General features: G+C 62.9%; 18 protein-coding genes and 1 tRNA gene. 12 read left to right on the top strand and 7 right to left on the bottom strand.

What is annotated here, in order from left to right; genetic code table 11:
- Window positions 1-7: 7 nt before the first annotated feature.
- Window positions 8-1,447 (bottom strand): DUF637 domain-containing protein, encoded by a 1,440-nt coding sequence (locus HJD22_RS03985; RefSeq protein WP_302051032.1) that lies wholly within the window; start codon window positions 1,445-1,447, stop codon window positions 8-10.
- A tRNA-Met gene (locus tag HJD22_RS03980) sits at window positions 1,402-1,491 on the bottom strand. The genes HJD22_RS03985 and HJD22_RS03980 overlap by 46 nt, the downstream gene beginning before the upstream one ends.
- 204 nt (window positions 1,492-1,695) lie before the next feature.
- Between HJD22_RS03980 and phbB the strand changes: the two genes are divergently transcribed.
- Window positions 1,696-2,442: an acetoacetyl-CoA reductase gene (phbB, locus tag HJD22_RS03975; RefSeq protein ID WP_208654348.1), complete on the top strand. Its 747-nt coding sequence runs from the start codon at window positions 1,696-1,698 to the stop codon at window positions 2,440-2,442.
- Window positions 2,443-2,478: 36 nt separating this feature from the next.
- Here the strand turns inward: phbB and HJD22_RS03970 are convergent, their stop codons facing one another.
- Window positions 2,479-5,304 (bottom strand): DUF349 domain-containing protein, encoded by a 2,826-nt coding sequence (locus HJD22_RS03970; protein WP_208654347.1) that lies wholly within the window; start codon window positions 5,302-5,304, stop codon window positions 2,479-2,481.
- Between the two features lie 204 nt (window positions 5,305-5,508).
- Here HJD22_RS03970 and minC point away from each other — a divergent pair, with 204 nt between their 5' ends.
- From minC to sbcB, 4 genes are all read left to right on the top strand, one after another.
- Window positions 5,509-6,258, top strand: a complete 750-nt coding sequence (gene minC / locus HJD22_RS03965; RefSeq protein ID WP_208654346.1) for a septum site-determining protein MinC — start codon at window positions 5,509-5,511, stop codon at window positions 6,256-6,258.
- 62 nt (window positions 6,259-6,320) lie between these two features.
- A complete protein-coding gene (gene minD / locus HJD22_RS03960; protein ID WP_208654345.1) occupies window positions 6,321-7,139 on the top strand; it encodes a septum site-determining protein MinD in 819 nt (272 codons plus the stop codon).
- Window positions 7,136-7,387 carry a cell division topological specificity factor MinE gene (gene minE, locus HJD22_RS03955; protein WP_208654344.1) on the top strand — a complete coding sequence of 84 codons (252 nt, stop codon included), beginning with the start codon at window positions 7,136-7,138 and terminating at the stop codon, window positions 7,385-7,387. The genes minD and minE overlap by 4 nt, the downstream gene beginning before the upstream one ends.
- A gap of 108 nt (window positions 7,388-7,495) precedes the next feature.
- Complete coding sequence (sbcB, locus tag HJD22_RS03950; protein ID WP_208654343.1) at window positions 7,496-8,956, top strand: exodeoxyribonuclease I; 1,461 nt, start codon at window positions 7,496-7,498, stop codon at window positions 8,954-8,956.
- A gap of 70 nt (window positions 8,957-9,026) precedes the next feature.
- On the opposite strand, the gene HJD22_RS03945 is transcribed toward sbcB, so the two are convergent.
- Window positions 9,027-11,873, bottom strand: a complete 2,847-nt coding sequence (locus HJD22_RS03945; RefSeq protein ID WP_248730094.1) for an insulinase family protein — start codon at window positions 11,871-11,873, stop codon at window positions 9,027-9,029.
- On the bottom strand, window positions 11,873-12,559 hold the full coding sequence (locus HJD22_RS03940) for an SOS response-associated peptidase (protein WP_208654341.1): 687 nt from the start codon (window positions 12,557-12,559) through the stop codon (window positions 11,873-11,875). The genes HJD22_RS03945 and HJD22_RS03940 overlap by 1 nt, the downstream gene beginning before the upstream one ends.
- Before the next feature lie 183 nt (window positions 12,560-12,742).
- On the opposite strand from HJD22_RS03940, the gene HJD22_RS03935 reads away from it, so the two are divergent.
- Together HJD22_RS03935 and HJD22_RS17680 are read left to right on the top strand one after the other, a co-directional pair.
- The gene (locus HJD22_RS03935; RefSeq protein ID WP_208654340.1) at window positions 12,743-13,357 is read left to right on the top strand and encodes a TetR/AcrR family transcriptional regulator; all 615 of its coding nucleotides are present in this window, start codon (window positions 12,743-12,745) and stop codon (window positions 13,355-13,357) included.
- Window positions 13,354-15,234, top strand: coding sequence for a 1-acyl-sn-glycerol-3-phosphate acyltransferase (locus tag HJD22_RS17680; RefSeq protein WP_217267813.1), 1,881 nt, complete (start codon window positions 13,354-13,356; stop codon window positions 15,232-15,234). Before HJD22_RS03935 ends, HJD22_RS17680 begins: the two co-directional genes overlap by 4 nt.
- 29 nt (window positions 15,235-15,263) lie before the next feature.
- On the opposite strand, the gene HJD22_RS03925 is transcribed toward HJD22_RS17680, so the two are convergent.
- Window positions 15,264-16,547 (bottom strand): HlyC/CorC family transporter, encoded by a 1,284-nt coding sequence (locus HJD22_RS03925; RefSeq protein WP_208654339.1) that lies wholly within the window; start codon window positions 16,545-16,547, stop codon window positions 15,264-15,266.
- A gap of 81 nt (window positions 16,548-16,628) precedes the next feature.
- Window positions 16,629-17,429, bottom strand: a complete 801-nt coding sequence (gene ccsA / locus HJD22_RS03920) for an inner membrane protein YpjD (protein ID WP_208654338.1) — start codon at window positions 17,427-17,429, stop codon at window positions 16,629-16,631.
- Window positions 17,430-17,617: 188 nt separating this feature from the next.
- Here ccsA and ffh point away from each other — a divergent pair, with 188 nt between their 5' ends.
- From ffh to rplS, 5 genes are all read left to right on the top strand, one after another.
- Window positions 17,618-19,039: a signal recognition particle protein gene (gene ffh / locus HJD22_RS03915; protein ID WP_208654337.1), complete on the top strand. Its 1,422-nt coding sequence runs from the start codon at window positions 17,618-17,620 to the stop codon at window positions 19,037-19,039.
- A gap of 144 nt (window positions 19,040-19,183) precedes the next feature.
- Window positions 19,184-19,432, top strand: a complete 249-nt coding sequence (gene rpsP, locus HJD22_RS03910; RefSeq protein ID WP_208654336.1) for a 30S ribosomal protein S16 — start codon at window positions 19,184-19,186, stop codon at window positions 19,430-19,432.
- Window positions 19,433-19,469: 37 nt separating this feature from the next.
- On the top strand, window positions 19,470-20,030 hold the full coding sequence (gene rimM / locus HJD22_RS03905) for a ribosome maturation factor RimM (protein WP_208654335.1): 561 nt from the start codon (window positions 19,470-19,472) through the stop codon (window positions 20,028-20,030).
- A gap of 61 nt (window positions 20,031-20,091) precedes the next feature.
- Window positions 20,092-20,874 (top strand): tRNA (guanosine(37)-N1)-methyltransferase TrmD, encoded by a 783-nt coding sequence (trmD, locus tag HJD22_RS03900; protein ID WP_208654334.1) that lies wholly within the window; start codon window positions 20,092-20,094, stop codon window positions 20,872-20,874.
- A 126-nt stretch (window positions 20,875-21,000) separates the two neighbouring features.
- Window positions 21,001-21,357, top strand: coding sequence for a 50S ribosomal protein L19 (gene rplS / locus HJD22_RS03895; RefSeq protein WP_208654333.1), 357 nt, complete (start codon window positions 21,001-21,003; stop codon window positions 21,355-21,357).
- Window positions 21,358-21,475 lie beyond the last annotated feature (118 nt).

The raw sequence follows: 21,475 nt of genomic DNA, 5'->3' as shown, positions 1-21,475 counted from the left end.
GCTTCTCCTACTCTATAATCAAGCCTTGACGAACAAACTCTTGATACCTTTCCTTCCAATAAGTCGACGTATAGTCACGCTGCCTTACAGGAGCTCCAGGTCCAGGAATGTGGAGCGGACCACCCGTCGTGGGGCTATATGTATTTTGTGACTTTGTTACCTCTATCATTTTTCCAGTTTCGCGCCCTACGTGGTGCAGCTGAACTTGCTCCCACTCCCCATTAGAATTTTTTACGCGTGGTGCATATCCATTCTTCATTGCAGTAGCATTCTGTGGACTTAGCTCAATATCTGAGCGCTGAATGACTAACTCGTCTCGGTGCCTGACGACGCCAGTCCACGTGGAACTATTCTCAAACGTTGCCTGAGCATTGGCAAGGAATTGAGCTTCTTCAATGTTACGCGGCTTAGCCCCACCAAAGTACCCCGTGGTGGTTGCTTTCCTATTAACCCCCCACGGGGCTGCAGCCAGCAGAGCCGCGACCTCCGGCGATAATCCCGCCCCTTCCTCCAAGGCACGGGCAATGGTCGCTTCACCCAGGCTATTCTGCACGCCGATGTTCTCATCGAACAAGGCTTGCATGTAGGGCAACGCTTCGTTTGACAGATCCCACAGAGCGTCATCCCCGTAGCGGGCGTATTCACCATCCGCTGCGGCGAGCGAGTGTTCCTGACAGGCAGCCAAATCGGTGCTACAGGCTTCGATAGCGGCTTTGTTTTGCTCTTCGCTGATAGCCTGATAGCGAGCTACCACATCGGCCATGCAGTCGCTGTCGCCGTCACAGCCCACCAGCTCGGCACGCGCCATGGCGAGTTGATCATGCCGCAGGTAGTTATACCGCGTTGCCTGCCCGGCAATAAACGCTCCATCGTTCACATCGCCGTTGACCAGCTCGGCGGCGACGATACCCACCAGTTGCGAGGCGGTGGTCAGGAGGTGGGTTCGCGTTTCGGGGTCACTGCCCAGGTGGCTGTCTAGGTACTCCACCAGGGCTTCATTGGCGCCTGCCGCCAGCGCCCCGGTCTTGAAGTCGCCGCCCATGGCTTCGGCAGTCAGGCCTCCCACCAAGGCATGTAGAGCGATTTTCTCGGGGCTGGCGTTAGCGAAGCGACCATGACTGACGTCGCCCACGGCATTGAACAGCACCCCGCTGACCACATGTGCCACGGCGTTCTCGAGGCTGTCGCCGAGATGATCGCCGAGGCTGCCGCCTGCGATGGCGGTGCGGATGCCGGCATCGATGGCGGCCTGGGTGGCGCGTTGCCCGGCGAAGCGGGCGATGTCGCTACCATTGCCGAAGCTGAGGTTAAGGTTGGTGGTGGCGCCGGTGGTGGAATTGGTCTGGGTTCCCCAGACGCGGTCGGTCATGCCACGGGTGGCACCGGCCGTCAAGGCGGCGGTGGCGGCACCGCGAAGGCTGTCGCTGGAGAAGGTGTTTGAACCGATGACCTTCGGGTTATGAGCCCGACGAGCTACCAGACTGCTCCACCCCGCATCAACGTGGAGCGTATTCTACACATGATTTGTCTTATGTCAAGGGCAGGACTGTCAATCGTGCACAGGGCGGGTAAAGCATTCATACTGCAGAAGGACGCCTAGGAAGCCGCTCACATACGCCAACAACAACACTCCACTGATAAATGTTCTACTCTGACATTCAGTGGTTCTATGGCATAGATATCAGGAGATTAGCAATGACAAAGACAGCACCCGTAGCCTGGGTTACCGGTGGTACCGGGGGTATCGGCTCCGCCATTTGTCGTGCCTTGGCCAAGGAGGGTTACCAAGTGGTTGCGGGATACCACAATCCTGAAAAAGCCAAGAACTGGCTCGAGACGCAGAAGTCCGAAGGTTTCGACAATATTGCCCTTTCCGGGGTGGATCTAACGGATCACGAGGCGTGCGTGAAGGGCGTCACCGAGATTCGCGAGACCTATGGGCCGGTCAGTGTGCTGGTCAACTGCGCGGGTATCACCCGTGATGGCACCATGAAGAAAATGACCCCCGACCAGTGGCATGAGGTGATCGACACCAACCTCAACAGTGTCTTCAATACTTGCCGTAGCGTGATCGAGGACATGTTCGAGGCGGGCTATGGTCGGATCATCAATATCTCCTCGATCAACGGACGCAAGGGGCAGTTCGGGCAAGTCAATTATGCCGCCGCCAAGGCGGGCATGCATGGCCTGACCATGTCGCTGGCCCAAGAGACCGCCACCAAGGGCATCACCGTCAATACGCTGTCGCCTGGCTATATCGCCACCGACATGATCATGAAGATTCCCGAGAAGGTCCGCGAGTCGATTCGAGAGGGAATCCCCGTCAAGCGTTTCGGCACGCCAGAAGAGATTGCGCGAGCGGTGGTGTTCCTGGCCGATAGCGAATCGGGGTTCATCACCGGGGCCAACCTGGATATCAACGGTGGCCAGTTCATGGGCTGAGCGAGCAGGCTAGCCCTTTTATGAAATGACGCGAGATTAAGATCTCGCGTTTTTTTGTCGCTCGGTTTGCGATGTTGTCGGAGCGCTTGAGTAGACCGACAAGCGCAGCAGGTGGGCAAGGGCGGCATCGAGTTCAGGTGCCTCGCGTTCCCAGAGCGATGCTGACACCGGACCGGTGGCCAGGATACCGTACAGTACTTCATGAAGCTCCTCGGCCTTGCTGCGCTCGCGCCCCAGTCCTTCATTGAGTCGTTCGACCTGTATCGCCAGGCGCAGGGGGTCGTCACGTTGGCTGACTCGGGCGCCGGCGAGCAGCGCCAGATGGACGCGCAGGCGAGCCAGTGCTTCCTCCACCTCGAGCGGCTCGGGGGGGTGTTGGCGTATGGCGTTGCGTCGCTGATGGGCCCGGACCATGTCACCATCCAAGGCTTCACCAGCAGCGACCGGCTCGGCAGGGGCGCCCTCAAGTGTCGCAGCATCGGCTGACAAGTGCGCGCCGAGTAGTGGCTGCAGCGCTTTCCAGCGGGCCACTTCTTCGCTGATGTCCACGCGAGCGAGCTGCTCTCGCCGTGCGCGCACGATACCTTGCCAGCGCTTGCGCATGCCCTCGGTACGGCGTCCCGCGGGCAGCGGCTCCAGCTGCTCCGCCTCAGCCAGCGCCTGGTCGAGCTGAGCGGCATCCTCTCGGCGGGTGGGGTGCCAGCTATCCAGCCTGTCTATCAAGGCTTGCATGACATCGAGCTGAGCCTTGGCGCGCTGGACGCGATCGTTGCGCTCAGCTTCGCGGCCGGCAAAGATGCGGTCGCAAAGGGCACGAAACTCACGCCACAAGGCTTGCTCTTCTCCCTTGGGCGCCCGTCCCAGGTCGCGCCAGCGTTGCTGAAGCGCCTTGGCCCGTTCGGCGCGCTGGTGGCTTGGGGCCTCGCTCTCGAGCAGTGCTGCGGCCTGTTCGATCAGCTCACGCTTGGCCGTGGCGATCTCCTGAGCGCGGCGGTCGATCAGTGCCTGCAAGCCGTGGCGCACCCGGCCAAAGCGGCGCCCGATGCTATCGGACTGCTTGCGTGGCACGGGTGAGTAGCGCTGCCACTGTTCGCGCGACTTGTCGCGAATTTCGCGGAGCACGTCGGGGTTGGCGGCCGGGTCGGGCTGGTTGAGCAGCGCTTCGAGCTGCTCGCAGAGTGCTTTCCGAGCCTCCAGATTACGCTGGCGCTGGGCGTCGCGCTGTGCTTGCCAAGGGGCCAGGCGAGCATGGATGCGGTCGGATGCGCTGCGGAAGTGAGCGGCGAGCTCACGATTGACGGCGGCGTCTCCCAGTACTTTCCACTCCCTGACCAGCTGACGATGGCGTCGGTCGATCTCGGGCTCCGCCAGCATCGTGTCGTCGGCCAATTCGGTAATCGCCTGACAGAGCTGGGTACGTTTCGGCCCGGCAACGAAGCCTCGCCAATCACGCAACTCGGCAAGCTGGGCCCCGAGCCGCTTGAGGATAGGCAGCAGCTCTTGGCGATCCTGCTCTGCGAGGAGCTCGCTGCGCTGACGCAGGCGTTGGTGCAGACGGCTGGCGCTCTTGAATGCGCCACGCTCGAGTAGCGACTGCACCTGCTGAAGTTCCTGCAGGAAGGGCTCGCGGTGTACTTCCGCCGGGAGGGCGGCGTCGAGAGTGAGGGCGGCAGTGGCCTTGGCCAGTAGCGATGGCAAGGGGAGATCATCAGGCCAGGCGCAGGCGTGGAGGCGCTCTCTCAGTCGGGCCACATCATGCTCGCCAAGGGCCTCTTCCATAGCGGTGCTCTGGGCCCGGAAGCGCTCCCAGGCATGGCCGATGTAGTCGTACGCCTCTAGCGTCGTGTCATAGCGTAGGCTCAGCGCCTCATCGGGGGGGTGCTTGTCGGAAAGCGTCTGCCAGCGATTGGTCAGTAGTTGTTTCTGAGAACGCAGGCTGTCGATATCCTGAGCGGCGAGCCTCTTGTCTTCGCGTAATCCGGTGATAGCTTCCTCAAACGCCTCGAGCAGCGATTCTCGTGTCTGGTCGGCATCCTCACGTCGGCGATCGGCGGCCTCATGGACATGTTGCTGGGCCTCATGGTCGGCCAGCGTCTTGCGGCACAGTAGGCAGGCTTCTTGATAACGCTGCTCCTGTTCAGGACTGGGAACGTCGCCAAGCCCTTCCCACTTGCGCTTCAGGTGACGGTAATGGCCACCATAGAGTGGCTCCCAGGTATGCTGGGCATGCCGCTCGAGGGTCTGCAGGATGCGCTCGCGCTCGGCCCGGCGAGCGGCACTCTGCGAGGCATCGGCACGCAGCCGGTTGAGCTTCTCGCGGGCAAGGCGCACGACCTGCTTGTCGCGTCGTGCCTGGCGCACCAGTCGGGCCAACCCCTCTTCGCTGGCGATACGGCCGGCGGCGGCATGGCGCACGGCGGCAATGCCGTTCTCACAGGCTTGCAGGATCAGCGTCTCTTCTTCGTCATCGCAAATGCTTGCCAGGGCCACCAGGCGCAGTTGCTGGTTGTCGCCATGCAGGGCGACCTCGGCGAGTAGCGCCGCATCGGCGAGACGCTCGACACACTCAAGTCGCCGGTCAAGGGGAAGGCCGCCGTCGGCACCGATCAGCAGCGCTGTCAGGCGCCCCAGCAGCTCGGGGCTATCCTGCTCATTTCCTTTCAGTTCCAGCAGGCGGTCGGGGTCGTTGAGTCTTGCCAGGGCGCTCTGACGTACACCGGCATCGCTGTCGATGGCAAGACGTTCGAGGATTACCCGGTCATCGGTACTGCTGGCATCCAGCCCCTCGCAGGCCAAGCGCCGGCGCTTGGGGTCCGGGTGCTGCCAGCTGGGAGAAAAGAGCTGGCGAAACCATCCTGACATGAACCTTCCTGACATAACGACGCACATTCCTGTAGTGGTCTGCGAAACTTATCTAAGCATGAGTCGATGTGGCGTAAAAGCCTGAAACCGCCCTCGCTGGGTATCGAAGCGCTGACAAGAGCCACGGCTGGTCTTATGATCAGTTGCAGGGGGAACTCCCCTCGCTTAGCTTTACTCACATCAACCGACGCGTGGAGTCCGGCTATGAGCCTGAACATGGACAGGGAAAGCATCGCCTTCACTTTCAAAGGCGGTATGCTCCCCATGACGGTCATGGAACTGGTCAGTGCCGACCCTGAGCAGATCCGCACGCAACTGGCCAGCAAGGTCAGCCAGTCGCCGGCCTTCTTTCAGCATACCCCGGTAGTGCTCAGCGTGGAAAAGCTCGATGAGCCCCACCTGGCGCTCGAGCGGATCTGTGCAGTATGCCGGGCGCACAAGTTGTTGCCGGTCGCTGTGCGCGGCGGTTCCGACCCAGTCAAGCAGTCGGCCTGGGCGCTGGGGCTGGGCTGGTTTCCGCCGCAGGACATCAAGCCGCGCACGCTGGAGAGTGTCACGCCCGTCCAAGAGATGGCACTCTCCGATGATGCCGCCGAAATCGAATTGCCGGTGACCGTGGCAAGCGGTGGTCGCATTCATCGCGGTACCGTGCGTTCCGGTCAGCAGGTGACGGCACCGACAGGCGACCTGGTGGTGATCGGCGCGGTGAATGCCGGTGCCGAGGTGTTGGCCGGCGGTAGTGTCCATGTCTACGGCGCCTTGCGCGGCCGGGCTCTGGCGGGAATTCATGGTGATCGCCAGGCGGGCATCTTCTGTCGGGAACTGCATGCCGAGCTGCTCTCGGTGGCGGGTCATTACAAGCGTTTGGAAGATATCGACCCACGGTTGCTCGGGACTCCCGTGCAGGTCCGTCTCAGCGACGACGACCAACTGGCCATCGCCTCGCTGAGCTAGGCTCATGAGCCCCAGTGGCTCACCCCACACCATTTATAGCGACTAGCGACAGGACGTTTATCTTGGCCAAGATCATCGTAGTGACCTCCGGGAAAGGCGGGGTCGGAAAAACCACCAGCGCGGCTGCGATTGCCACCGGCCTCGCCCTGCGTGGCAACAAGACGGTAGTGATCGACTTTGACGTGGGGCTGCGTAACCTCGATTTGATCATGGGTTGCGAGCGCCGCGTGGTCTATGACCTGGTGAACGTGATCCAGGGCGAGGCGGGACTCAATCAGGCATTGATCCGCGACAAGCGCGTCGACAACCTGCACATTCTTCCGGCCTCCCAGACACGCGACAAGGATGCCCTGACAACCGAGGGTGTCGAGAAGATACTCGAGACGCTGGCGAAGGATTTCGATTACATCATCTGTGACTCGCCAGCCGGCATCGAGCGTGGCGCCCAGTTGGCCATGTACTATGCCGACGAAGCGGTGGTGGTCACCAACCCGGAGGTCTCGTCGGTACGCGACTCGGACCGCATCCTGGGATTGCTGGCCTCCAAGACTCGGCGTGCCGAGCGTGGCGAGGATCCGATCAAGGAGCATCTGCTGATCACCCGCTACAACCCTGCACGGGTCGATGACGGCGACATGCTCAATCTCGACGACATCCGTGAAATCCTGGCCATCGATCTGATTGGCCTGATCCCCGAGTCCGAGGCGGTACTGAGAGCCTCCAACCAGGGGGTGCCCGTCACTCACGACATCAAGAGCGATGCGGGCCAAGCCTATACCGATACGGTCTCGCGCCTGCTCGGTGAAGAGGTCCCGCTGCGCTTCCATGAGTTCCAGAAGAAGAGTCTGCTGAGCCGAGTATTCGGGGGAGGTCGCCGTTGAAACTACTGGATTTTCTCAGAGGCGAACGCAAGAAGACCGCTTCTGTCGCCAAGGAGAGGCTGCAGATCATCGTGGCCCACCAGCGCAGCCAGCGCGATCAGCCGGACTACATGCCGATGCTGGAGCGTGAGCTGCTCGAAGTGATTCGCCGCTACGTCAAGGTGGATCAGGACGCCATCAACATCAGTCTCGATCGTGACGATGACTGCTCGGTGCTCGAGCTGAATGTGACACTGCCGCGCAGCTAGTGGCGATAGTCCCGGTGCATGCCGCTCGTCTGCAATGCGGCCTGAGCGCTGCCAGGGAGTGTGGGCTGTGATAGGCTGTGCTCCCGGCCCGCTGAAGAGAGATTGCCCATGGCGCAGCCCAACGCCGCGCCACAGTGTTTTCTGTGGCACGATTACGAGACTTTCGGCGCCGACCCGCGCCGTGATCGCCCCTCTCAGTTTGCCGCCATTCGAACCGATGCCGACCTAAACGAGATCGGCGAGCCGATCATGTGGTACTGCAAGCTCGCCGATGACTACCTACCGCACCCCCAGGCCTGCCTGATCACCGGCATCACTCCCCAGCAGGTGCGTCGACGCGGCATGCCCGAAGTGGAGTTCGCCCAGCGCATCAACGCCTTGATGAGCGAAGCCGGTAGCTGCGTGCTGGGCTACAACAGCCTGCGCTTCGACGATGAGGTCAGTCGCCATCTCTTCTACCGCAACCTGATCGATCCCTATGCCCGTGAGTGGCAGAATGGCAATTCGCGCTGGGATCTGATCGATGTGGTAAGGGCCTTTCATGCACTGCGCCCCGAGGGTATCGAATGGCCGAAGCGCGATGATGGCACGCCGAGCTTCAAGCTCGAACATCTGACGGCTGCCAACGGCATCGAACATGCCGGGGCTCATGACGCCCTGGCCGATGTGCGTGCCACTATTGCCCTGGCGCGACTGCTGAAGGCACGCAATCCTCAGCTATTCGACTTCCTACTGCGGCTGCGCAGCAAGCGCGAGGTCGCCCGGCTGCTGGATATCCCACTGCGCAAGCCGATGCTGCATATCTCGCGCCGCTATCCCGCCAGTCGTGGCTGCGGTGCCCTGGTGGTGCCGCTGGCCGAACACCCCCTCAATCCCAACGGGGTGATCGTCTACGATCTCTCGGAGGACCCAACTCCCTTGTTCGAACTCTCCGTCGAGGAGATACGCGCACGCGTCTTCGTCAGCGCCGATGAGCTTGCCGAGGGGGAAACGCGGATACCGCTCAAGGTGATCCACATCAACCGCAGCCCGGTGGTAATGCCGATCAAGGCGGTCACCGAACCGGTGGCGGCCCGCCTCTGCCTCGATCGGGCGCGCTGTGAGCAGCACTGGAAGACGCTTTGCGCCCACCCAGAAGCGGCGCGCAAGGCGGCGCAGGCGTTTGCCGAGCCGCCGGCCGAGGGGCCGCACGACCCGGACATGATGCTCTACTCAGGTGGCTTCTTTTCACCGGCGGACCGCAAGGAGATGCAGCGTGCGCTGAAGAGCGACCCCTGGTCGCTGGGCGATACCCCCTTCGCGTTTCAGGATCCGCGCCTGGAGGAGATGCTGTTCCGTCTGCGCGCCCGCAGTTATCCCGACACCCTCTCGAGTAGTGAAAATGCCCGCTGGGATGCCTACCGCTGGGCACGCATGAATGACAGCACGCTTGGGGGGTTGACCCTGCAGGGATTCGCTCGCGAGATCGAACGCCTCAATCAGGTAGCGCTGGATGACGACCAGCGGCAAGTGCTGGAGGAGCTGGTGATGCATGTCGAGGCCATCATGCCGCCGCAGGCCTTCGGCTAGCGTTTTCTCGGTCAGAACGCATCACGCCCGGACAAGTTCGTCCGGGCGTGATGCGTTTGGAGATGAGGAATCAGTCCTCGCCGTCGGGAAGCGGTTGTAGCCCTTCGGTCAGCGAGGTGATATCGCTCGGCGTATCGCCCGGGTCGAAGGTGACATTGATCGCTTCGCGTTCGCGCAGGGCCGACCAGGTATCGCACAACTCATCGGTACCGGTCTGCATGACCTGTGCCGCCAGACGCTCACGGCGGTCGAAGTCGGTATCGCCATAGGAGAGCGCTATCCACAGGCGGTTGGCCAGAGCCCCCAGCGAGGTGTCGCGACGCAGCAGGCTATCACGCACCGACTGGCGGTAGGGGGCAAGGGCGTCGTCATCCAGCTCGGCCAGGTAGGTTTCGAAATCGTCGAGAAAGAGATCGATACGCTCCTGAATCACCTCGCGAGTAGTGTCGGGCGACTGCACCAGAAGCGCCAGGCCGGGGGCATCGAGCAGAGGCGAATAGCCCGCGTGGACCACATAGCCCAGCTGCTCCTCGCTACGTAGGCGTGTATAAAACGGCGTATCGATCAGTTGACCGAGTATCGCCAGTCTCGCCTGACTCTCCAGAGAGCGGTTGGGGCCCTGCAGATAGCGCAGCACGATTGACTCTTCGCGAGTGGTTTGTGGGTGCAGGTCGGGCAGCCCCTTGCCTTGCAAGGGAGTCAGCGAGGTAATGGCATCGCCGCCGAGTCGGGGGCGCAGCGCATTGGCTACCAGGCTGGCTTCGCGCTCGGCGAGCTCCGAGCGCAGATTGCCTACCGCCATGGCCTCGATGCGCAGCGCATCGAGGAACTGCTGTCGAAACTCTCGCAGGTCATCCGCGTCGAGCTCGGAGATGGCCTTCAGCAGGGCGGGAGTGGACCACTGTGGCCGTACCAGGGCTTCGCCCAGGGTGCGGTTGGCCTGCTGGTGCAGGGCGCCCTGGGGCGCATTACGCCACTCCCGCACCAGGCGATAGCGGACCCGGTCGACGCTGGCGTCATCGATGGTGCCCTCGATCAGTTGGGAGAGTGCCTGGCGCATCAGCAGATCCTGACGATCCCGCCATCCCGAGAAGGAGAGCGTGATGCCGCGCGAGTGGGCGTAGGACTCGAAGCGATGACCCGCCAGACGCGCCGGGTAGAACGTTTCGTTGAGACTGTCGTCGAGCCAGCCGGCCAGCAGTCGTGTCAGGGCCGCGTCACGAGCGCTTTGGGCCACCTGAGGATGCTGCAGACTGAAGCGCCATTCGACGGTGGGGGTATTGAAGCCCGAGTGGGTCTGATGCCACAGCGTGAAGCCGTTGGTATCGACCAGTTGCACGGGTAGGCTGTCCTGCTCTTCGATAAGGGTCAGATCCTCGGCGACATAAGGATTGGGCGAGGGGAGGGCGAGGCCGTCGAGAGCCTCGGCGCTCTCCCAGGCCTCGGGCTGCTCGACACGATAGTCGGCATCGAACCAGGGAGAGGTCTGGTCGCCCTCGATGTCAGGGGCGCTGTAGATCCTGGTCATGTTATCGGGGGTCAGTGCCGAGAGGTAGCGCTCGATCTGCTCGCGATCGAAGCCATCCATGCGATAGGAGGCGTAGTTGACGTCCTCGCTCGGGTAGTAGGCCAAATTCATGGCCAGACTCATGGCGCTCTGCATGGGGGCGCCATGCTGCTGAAAGCGGAACTGCTGCTCGGCAAGACTGGTCTGCTCCGTGTAGCGCCACTCATCGAGACCCTCGTCGCGAATCTGCTCGATGGCCTGCATCAGGGTGGCCTGGATGACGGCCTGCTGCTCGGCGCCGCGGGGCGTCAGGCTGATATCGATCGAGAACAGCGCCTGGTTACCGTCGCTACGGCTCACACCGGCGGAGAGACCATCGGCAAGTCCGGCATCGCGGAGTACCGCCAGCAGGCTGCCATCGCCCTCATGGCCCAGTAGGTGCGCGATGTAATCGGCCGGCTTGGTACGGTAGTCGTCGCGCGGGTCCTGCATGGGGAACAAAAAGCGTAGACGACGGCTGTCGCGTAGCGACTGGATCTCGACCGCCATCGGCAGGCTTCCCTCACGCACCAGCGGTGCCTCGATCTGCGGGCGAGAGCGGTCGCCGCTGGCGATATCGGTGAAGCGCTCCTGTACCAGCGTTTCCAGTTCATCGAGCGGCTGGGGTGCGACGATCGCCAGCTGCATGAGATTGGTATCGTAGTAGCGCTCGTAGAATTCGATCACCCGCTCACGCAGGCTTGGCTCGCCCTCGGGACGATCCGCTAGGGTCTCGCGGCTACCCACGGCGAACTGAGTGGTGGGGTTATCGGGATTGAGCAGCTGGTTCATCACGTCGAGCTCGCGACGCCCTTCGTCTCGCCGGCGCGCCTGATACTCGGAATGCACGATGCTGCGCTCGCTGCTGAGCTGGTCGGCATTGAAGAGGGGCGAGACGAAGAAGCGGCTGAAACGCTCCAACGCTCCGGGCAACGCCTCGGGCTCGATATCAAAGAAGTAGTTGGTGTCCTGGGGGGCGGTGAAGGCGTTGTGAGTCCCGCCGTGACGGTTGATATAGCTCTGATAGGCATCCGCTTCAGGAAACTCCTCGGTGCCCAGGAACAGCATGTGCTCAAGAAAGTGCGCAAGGCCGGCCAGATCCTCGGGGTCATGAGCACTGCCTACGCTGACATTCATCGAGGCGGCGGCCTTGTCGGCCTCCCCATCGCTCACCAGCAGTACCTGGAGCCCATTGTCGAGGGTCAGAAGGCGGTAGTCGCGGGTGTCGTGTGGACTGACGCGAGGCGTCTTGACGGCCGCAATACCGTCGTCGTCCGCCTGGACCGGCATCAGGCTGGTGCCCAGTGCCAGAACGAGCGCCATGGCGACGAGGCGGCATAGGGCAGCCTTCGATAAGGACAGAGTAGGCATCATGTCTCCTGTGAGGTGGTCCAGCGAAGCATGGGGCCGGTGGGGTGAGCACAGCCCCAATCCTGGTCAAGCGGATCATTGACTCGTCTTGATACCGGAAAAGCGCCCAACAGTTCCAAAGGAGCCGGCATGAGCATGCGCTCGACCATGCCCATCGGAGTCGCTGGATCGAGCCAGGCGGGGGCGTCGGCGGGCGCAATCACGGCCGGAAAGCGATCACTTAACGGGGCCAGCAGCGTGTTGGTGGCCACGGTGATCAGTGCGGTCGAGTCATGGTGAGCGGTCAGCGTGGTGTGGTAACGGCACCAGAGCCCCGCCAGCAACAGCGGGCCGCGATCGGCGCGGGTCACGAGAAAGGGCTGCTTGAAACGTGGCTGCGGCTTCCAGAGGTAGACGCCGCTGGCCGGGATCAAACAGCGGCGCGCACCGAATGCCTCGCGAAACATGTCGCGTGAGGCGAGTGATTCCGCCCGGGCACAGTGCGGGGCATGATCGAGCACCTTGAGCCAGGGCGGTGTCAGGCCCCAGAAGGCGGTTGTCAGTCCGAACCCCTGCTGGCGCTGACGAATCATCGACACCGGGTTCCTCGGCGCGCGGTTGGCCCCGGACAGCAGCGGCATGTCGACATGAAGCCCGAGCAGGAGTGCGTCGGGGGCAGTCGGGCTGATATAGAGTCGGCCGGCCATTCAATCTCCTGGCGTGGGCGAGACGTCAGGGTACGCAACTCACGCCACTCGGGAAAGCGAATTGCAAAGATCCTCTCGTTCCGGGCTTGCGTTTGTGCGCGGTATCGATATGCTGGTCGAAAACAGTGTTCGACAAATGCTGAGCTACTCCTCGGCTTGATCTGTCAACATGCGAGGAAATCGATGGCCCGTCCCAGACAGCACGCGCCCGAGGCGCTGCATGCCCACGTCATGTTGGCATGCGATGCCTGGCTGCGGGAGAACCCCGTGCACACCCTGTCGCTTCGAGCGCTGGCACGTGAGGTGGGCTGTGCGCCGAGTACCCTGCTCAAGCTATATGGCAGTTTCGGCAACCTGCTACAGCACGTCAACATCGATACCTTGGCCCAGCTGCACCTGGCGATCGAGGAGCAGGCCGACGCCAGTCCCAAGCAGCGCCTCAAGGCCCTGGCGCGGGCCTATTGGCACTTCGCCAGGCAGGATCCCTATCGCTGGCAGTTGCTGTTCGACTACCCGCTGGCCCAGGAGGGCGAGCTGGATCAGCGGCAGAGCGAAATGATCGGCGTGCTGTTCCTGCGCGTCGAAGCCACGCTCAGGGAGTACCAGCCGGCACTGGATGATCTCGAGGCGCAGCGCCTGGGTCGTACCCTGTGGGGAAGCGTCCACGGGTTGGTCCAGTTGGGGCTCAACGAACGACTCGGCTATTGGCAGGGCCAGCAGCTGGAGGTAGGTGAATTGATCGATCAACTGCTGGTGACCATCCTGGCTGGCCTTGACCATATTCCGGCACAGGCGTGAGTGCAGCACTGATCACGCAGCGACATTTTGCTCCGCTGTTCTGGACCCAGGCGCTGGGAGTCGGCAACACCGCCTTTCTGTTCGGTTACCTAGCGACGCCAGCCGCTGGCGAGGAGGGGATCGCTCCCGGGCTGCTGTTAGGGCTCCTCATCGCTCCGCTTCTGCTCCTTTCGCTGTGGGGAGGCGTGCTTGGCGACCGCCTCGACAAGTCGCGACTGATTCGGCGGTTGAAACTGCTCGAGCTGGGCATCGCGCTGCTGGCGGCGCTGCTGATCTGGCTGGCCAGCGGGCCGCTGCTCTATCTCCTGCCGCTGCTGCTGGGGGGGCAGGCCGCACTGTTTGGCCCGGTGAGGTACGCCATTCTGCCACAGCATCTCCTGCCCACCGAGTGGGTGAGCGGCAATGCCTGGATAAGCCTGGGGACCTTTCTGGCTCTTTCGTTGGGACTCGTGCTGGGGGCTTGGGTCGCCGGGTTGCCGGAGTGGTCGAGGCTGACGGCTGTGCTCGTGATCATCGCGACTGCCCTGCTGGGGCTGGTGGCGAGCCTGGCGATACCTTTTCTGCCCTCTCGAGAGGCGCGCATCGTCCCCCCGCGTACCCCAGCGCCACGCCTGAGCGTCGCAGGGCCGAGCCGTCCGTTGCTGCTCGCCATGCTGGGGCTCGGCATCTTCTGGTTTCTCGGCACCAGCTATCTGCTCCAGCTTCCCGGCTGGGCCCATGGGGTGGTCGGAGGAGCGACGACGCTGTTCTCTTTGTTGCTGGCGGTACTGACGATCGGCGCGGCTCTGGGCGCCCTGCTCTGCGCGCGCTTCTCCGCCGGTCGTCTGGAGTTGGGGCTGGTGGTGATCGGCGCGCTATTGATGGGCGCCGGTGGGCTTGTCCTCTCGACGACACCGGTACTTGCGGGGGACGATCAATCCCTCGCCCAGCGGATCGCGCAGTACGATTTATGGAAGATGCTGCTGGCGCTGGGCATGACGGGCGTGGGGGGAGGTCTCTTCATCGTACCGCTGCAGACCCTGATACAACTGATGACACAAGAGGAGGGCCGTGCCCGCATGATAGCCATCAACAATATTCTCGCTGCGCTGCTGATGGCGATGGCGCTACTCGTCGGTGTCGTCATGAGCGTCTGGCTCGGCATGGGGCCGCAGCCTTTCATGGGTGGCCTGGGGCTCATCGCTTTGCTGGTCGGCGTGGGGCTGATGATTCGCAATCCGCGCCCGGTGCTGCGCCTGTTGATATTTGCTCTGGTGCACCTCATCTATCGCCTGCGCTTTCGCGGGCGTCAGCACATTCCGGCACGCGGCGCGGCGCTGGTCATCTGCAACCACGTGAGCTTCATGGATGCACTGGTGATCGGCGGCGCCAGCCCCAGACCGCTGCGTTTCTTGATGGATCGCCCCATCTATGAGTCCCCCTGGCTGAACTGGTGGTTTCGCATCGTAGGCGCGATTCCGGTGGACTCCGAACGACACGATCCCGGCAGCGTACGGCGCGCACTGGACGAAGTGAGCCGTGCCTTACGCCAGGGCGACGTGGTGATGCTGTTTCCCGAGGGGCGCTTGACCACCGATGGCGAGATACACCGCTTCCGGCGAGGCCTGGATATCATTCTGGCGCGCGATCCCGTGCCGGTGGTGCCGGCCGGGCTGGCCGGGCTGTGGGGCTCGTGGACCTCGCACTGCAGTGGACGAGCGCTGACCAAGTTCCCGCGCCGCTTCCGGGCCAGGGTGGCGCTATTCTTCGGCGAACCGCTGACGCCCGAACAGGCGCGTCGCGGGGTGCTCGAGGCGCGGGTGCGTGAATTGAAGGCCGGGGCCGATCAGTGTGTGGCAAGAGTGCGTCCTGGCTGGGGGCACGCCCCTGATCGCTGATGCCGATTAGAGCAGAAGGTGAGCTCTTGTCAGGAGTGTCGAGTGGCTCGCCGGGTATGCGGCCAGCAGCGCGCCGAGGTGATCAGCTTGTCCTTGACCTGCAGGATCTCCATGCGAGTGGTGCCGACCTGCAGGCAGGCGGGACCATCGGGAAAGGATTCGAGGTGCTCGAGGATCAATCCATTGAGTGTCTTGGGACCATCGGTGGGCAGCTGCCAACCCAGTGACTTGTTGATCTCGCGGATGTTGGCGGTACCCTCGATCACGTAGCTGCCATCCTCCTGCAGGTGGATCTCCTGATGCATGCCCGCCACGTCGGTGGTGAACTCGCCGACGATCTCCTCGAGAATGTCCTCCAGTGTGACCAGCCCCTCCACGTCACCATACTCATCGACCACGATGCCGATGCGTCGCTTCTGCTGCTGAAAGTTGAGCAACTGGGTGTGCAGCGGGGTGGACTCGGGAATGAAATAGGGCTCGCGGGCCTCCTGAACGATCGAGGCCTTGGTGATCTCGCTCTTTGACAGGAAGCGCGCTGCATTGCGCAGATGCAGCATACCGATGATGTTGTTGATGTCGCCCTTGTAGACCGGTACCCGCGTATGCTGGCTGGTGCGGATCTGCGCCAGGATCTCCTCCAGATCGTCCTCGAGGTCGATACCGACCACCTCGTGACGCGGCACCATGATGTCATTGACGGTGACGTTCTCCAGATCGAGGATCGATAGCAGCATCGCCTGGTGGCGTCGTGGGATCAGCGTACCTGCCTCATGCACTACGGTGCGCAGCTCGTCGCGAGTCAGGTTATCCGCGCCGCCGCTGATGCTCTTGACCCCGATAAGCCTCAGCAAGCCATTGGAGATGACGTTGACCAGCCATACCAGCGGGTAGAGCAGCTTGAGCAGCGGCTCAAGCGCCACCGAGGTGGGGTAGGCGACGCGCTCAGGCTTGATGGCGGCGTAGGTCTTGGGAGTGACCTCGGCGAAGATGAGGATGGTGATGGTCAGCAGCGCCGTGGCCACTGCAGGCCCGGTCACTTCGCCGAAATAGTGGATCGCGATGATCGTGGCGATGGAGGCTGCGAGGTTGTTGACGAAGTTGTTGCCGATCAGGATCACGCCGATCAGCCGATCGGGGCGTGCCAGCAGGCGCAGCACACGCTTGGCGGAGCGATCCCCGCTGTTCGCCTCGTGGCTGAGGCGGTAGCGGTTGATCGACATCATGCCGGTCTCGGAGCTGGAGAAGAAGGCAGACAGGCAGACGAGCAGAAACAACAGGCCGAACAGCAGTCCCAGGGGGAAGTCGTCGCTCAAGTGTAATGGATCCTCAATGGCGTACCAGGCTCGTTTGTAGGGATTCCCCAGCAGTGTGTCAAGGCGACCGAGGTCTAGGGGTCAGCCGCGCTGGAAGACGATTTCGAGCGCAAACTTGCTGCCGAAGTAAGCCAGCAGCAGCAGAGCGCAGCCCCCCAGCGTCCAGCGTACCGCCTTGAGGCCGCGCCAGCCGAGAAAGTGGTGCCCGGCCAGCAGGATGGAGAAGATTACCCAGGCCGCCAGCGAGAGCAGCGTCTTATGGACCAAGTGCTGGGCGAACAGGTTATCGAGAAACATGAAGCCGCTGGCGATGGAGAGCGTCAGCAGTGCCATGCCGGCCCAGATCAGCTCGAACAGCACGCGCTCCATGGTGGTCAATGGCGGCAGCGACTGTACCAGGCCGCGGATATGGTGATGGCGCAGCGCATGATTTTGAAGCGCCAGCAAGACCGCCTGAGCGGCGGCGATGGCCAGTAGCGCAAAGGCCAGCGCCGAGCTAATCGCATGCAGCGCGATGCCTGGAGGCATGCCGCTCTCCTGGCCCGAACGGGGCAGCCCGACGGCCAGCAGCAGACTGGCGGCGGCCAGCGGGTAGAGCGCCACCGAGGCGTTGAGAATCGGCTTGACCAGGCTGCCGCCGAGCAGGACCGCGACGATCAGCGCACTGACCACCACGGCGCTGGACGAAAGCCCGAGCCATAACCCCTGCGCGGCCTGCATGAAGGCGACGATCACCAAACCATGGCAGATCAGCGCCAGCAGACCTACGCCACGCACCAGGGGTGGGCGCTGCGGCACGCGACGCGTCAGCGCCAGGGCCTGCCAGGAGGCGGCGCCCAGATAAAGAACCATGGCGACAAGTGCAAAGGGAATGGCCTGCATCGGTAGCTATCCATGCGCCGTCGATGACGGCAATGTGGCTGAAGGAAACACATCGGGTGTCACTATACCGAATCCATGGCATGGCGCACAGCCGCTCGCCCGCTCTGCTGGGAGCATACGCATGCATGGAGAGTGCCGTCGCTAACGCGTATAATCCTTGGCCAAAGCAAGCTCCGCCGGAGAGGCCCATGTTCGAGAATCTCACGGAGCGTCTATCGCGGACGCTCAAGTCCATCAGCGGTCAGGCCAAACTGACCGAGGACAATATCAAGGATACCCTGCGCGAGGTGCGTCGTGCGCTGCTTGAGGCCGACGTGGCCCTGCCGGTGGTCAAGGCGTTCATCGATCGTGTGCGCGAGCGTGCGGTGGGGCAGGAGGTGTCGCGCAGCCTGTCGCCGGGCCAGCAGTTCGTCAAGATCGTCCAGCAGGAACTCGAGGCGATCATGGGCGAGGCCAACGAAGGGCTAGCCCTCAAGGGCGCGCCGGCGGTAGTGCTGATGGCAGGCCTGCAAGGGGCGGGCAAGACCACCTCGGTGGCCAAGCTGGCGCGCTACCTGCGCGAACGCGAGAAAAAGAAGGTGCTGGTGGTGTCGGCGGACATCTATCGCCCGGCGGCCATCGCCCAGCTCGAGACGCTGGCGCGCGAGGTCGGTGCCGATTTCTTCCCGTCGAGTTCCGATCAGCGGCCGGTGGCCATCGCCGAGGCGGCGATCCGTCACGCCAAGATCCAGTTCCATGATGTGGTGATCGTCGATACCGCCGGGCGTCTGGCGGTGGATGAGGCGATGATGGCCGAGATCCAGGCCCTGCATAAGGCGATCGCGCCGCAGGAGACGCTGTTCGTGGTCGACGCCATGACCGGCCAGGATGCCGCCAATACCGCCAAGGCCTTCCATGAGGCGCTGCCGCTGACCGGGGTGATCCTGACCAAGGCCGACGGCGATGCCCGCGGCGGTGCGGCGCTCTCGGTGCGCCACGTCACCGGCAAGCCGATCAAGTTCATGGGCATGGGCGAGAAGGTCGATGCGCTCGAGCCCTTCCACCCCGACCGCGTGGCGTCGCGGATTCTCGGCATGGGCGACGTGCTGTCGCTGATCGAGGAGGCCGAGCGCACCGTCGACAAGGGCAAGGCCGAGAAGCTGGCCAAGAAGGTCAAGAAGGGCGAGGGGTTCGATCTCGAGGACTTCCGCGACCAGCTCCAGCAGCTCAAGAAGATGGGTGGGATGGGCGGTCTGCTCGGCAAGCTGCCGGGCATGGGCCAGATGGCGGAACTCGCCCAGGGGCCGGGCCCCGAGAAGGAGCTGGGCAAGCTCGAGGCGCTGATCAACTCGATGACGCCCAAGGAGCGCCGCAAGCCCGAGATCATCAATGGCTCGCGCAAGCGCCGTATCGCGGCCGGTGCCGGCCTGCAGGTGCCCGACCTCAATCGTCTGCTCAAGCAGCACAAGCAGATGCAGAAGATGATGAAGAAGGCCGGTCAGAAGGGCGGCATGCAGAAGATGATGCGCGGTATGTCCGGGATGATGGGCGGCGGAGGTCCAGGCGGGCCCGGCGGCCCCATGGGCGGTGGTGGTGGCATGGGCGGTCCCGGCGGCTTCCCCTGGCGCTAGCTCGAAGGGGCGATATGGAAAAAGGTTTCCATGTCGTCTCGATTTCCGTAGAATGCTGCGTCTTCGTGGCAGGGTCGCGCGAAAAAGCGTGTCCCGAACGACTCAATTGATTTCAGCAACTCCAACCGAAGGACTGTTAACGCAATGGTTACCATTCGTCTGGCACGTGGTGGCGCCAAGAAGCGTCCCTTCTATCACCTGACTGTTAGCGATTCACGCAAGTCTCGTGACGGCCGTTTCATCGAGCGCATTGGCTTCTTCAACCCGGTAGCACGTGGTCAGGAAGAGCGTCTGCGCGTCGACCTGGATCGCGTCACTCACTGGCAGGGCCAGGGTGCGCAGGTCTCCGATCGCGTTGCCGAACTGATCAAGGAAGCCCGCAAGCAGGCCTGAGCCTGTCTGTGAGCCCTGAGTAAATGTGGTAATGGTCATGACCAACGACGTATCGGCAACGACGCAGGACGTCGTCAGTGAAGACCGGCACGTGGTGCTGGGCAAGCTGACCAGCCCCTACGGCGTCAAGGGATGGCTGAAGGTGTACTCCTACACCAGTCCGATGGACGGCATTCTCGACTACCCCGAGTGGCAGCTTCGCCTGAATGGCAAGGTGTTCTCACGGCGTGTCAGTCAGGGGCGTAGCCAGGGCAAAGGCCTGGTGGCGAGCCTCGAGGGGGTGGCGTCGCGCGAGCAGGCCGAGCAGTTGGCCGGGGCGGAGATACTGTTGCCCAAGGATGCCCTGCCGTCGCTCGATGCGGACGAGTATTACTGGCACCAGTTGGAAGGCCTGCGGGTCGTCACGCAAGAGGGCGTCGATCTGGGTCGTGTCAGCTATCTGTTCGAAACCGGCGCCAATGACGTGATGGTGGTCAGGGGTGACGGTAATACGTCGGATGGCAAGGAGCGGCTGCTGCCCTTCCTGCCCGATGACGTCATAGTGAAGGTGGATCTGGACGCCGGCATGATGACGGTGGACTGGGATCCCGAATTCTGAGCGAGTCTTGATGCGCAGCGCCTGCCGTAGTTCGGCAGGGCGATTGCCTGGAAACGTTGCCGTGTGGATTGGGGTTGTTTCACTGTTCCCGGAGATGTTCGACGCGATCAGCCGTTATGGCGTGACGGGCAGAGCGGTCAAGCAGGGTCTGTTGGAACTCGAGTTCTGCAACCCCCGGGACTACGCCACGGACAAGCACCGCACGGTGGATGACCGCCCCTATGGTGGCGGACCCGGCATGCTGATGAAGGTCGAGACGCTGCGCCAGGCGATCCATGCTGCGCGCGCCAAGGCCGAGGCGAGTACCGGTCAGAGAGCCAAGGTGATCTACCTTTCGCCCCAAGGGCGGGTGCTGGATCAGCGTGGCGTGCAGGCACTGGCCGCAAGTGGACCCCTGGTCGTGGTCGCCGGACGCTACGAAGGGGTCGACGAGCGCATCGTCGAGGCCGATATCGACGAAGAGTGGTCGATCGGCGACTATGTGCTCAGTGGCGGCGAACTGCCGGCCATGGTGCTGATCGATGCCGCGGCGCGACTCGTGCCAGGAGTACTGGGCCATCAGGACTCGGCGGTCGAGGATTCGTTCAACGACGGGCTGCTTGACTGCCCCCACTATACTCGCCCCGAGCAGATCGATGGGCGCACGGTCCCGGAAGTGTTGCTGAGCGGTCACCATGGGGCGATCAAGCGCTGGCGGTTGAAGCAGTCACTGGGGCGGACCTGGTTGAGGCGTCCCGATCTATTGCAGGACAAGGCGTTGGATCGAGAGCAGCAGATGCTGCTCGATGAGTTCATCGCCGAATACGCCCTGTCACCAGAGGATCAGGGCGGCGGTGCAGGGTAACCTGGAGCGTGAAGCGCCGGTTGCACCTGTGTCATACACCCATCGATTCCCGCCTCGTGCCTTGGGTCGAGCGTCGGGATCACGGCCAGCCGATAGCGGCGGCATCGTAACTATTGAGGATAAGTCATGAGCAGCAAGAGCAAGGTGATCCAGGCGATCGAGTCCGAGCAGATGTCTAAGGAAGTCCCGGCCTTCGCCCCAGGCGATACCGTGATCGTCCAGGTCAAGGTCAAGGAAGGGACTCGCGAGCGTCTTCAGGCGTTCGAAGGGGTGGTGATCGGCAAGCGTAACCGTGGCCTGAACTCCGCCTTCACCGTACGCAAGATCTCCCACGGTGTCGGTGTCGAACGTACCTTCCAGACCTACAGCCCGCTGGTCGCCACTATCGAAGTCAAGCGTCGCGGTGACGTGCGTCAGGCCAAGCTGTACTACCTCCGCGAGCGCAGCGGCAAGTCTGCACGCATCAAGGAAAAGCTGGCCTAAGCGCCGAGGCGCCGCTAGCACTTGCATGCCTCCGGGCATGCCCAACGAAACCCCGTCGCCGCTCATGCGGGGCGGGGTTTCGGCGTTCTGGGTTCGATATCCAGGGAATCGCTGTTCT

It is taken from the genome of Halomonas sp. TA22 (assembly GCF_013009075.1).
Lineage (GTDB): Bacteria > Pseudomonadota > Gammaproteobacteria > Pseudomonadales > Halomonadaceae > TA22.
This window is presented reverse-complemented; position numbering and strand designations above follow the sequence as displayed.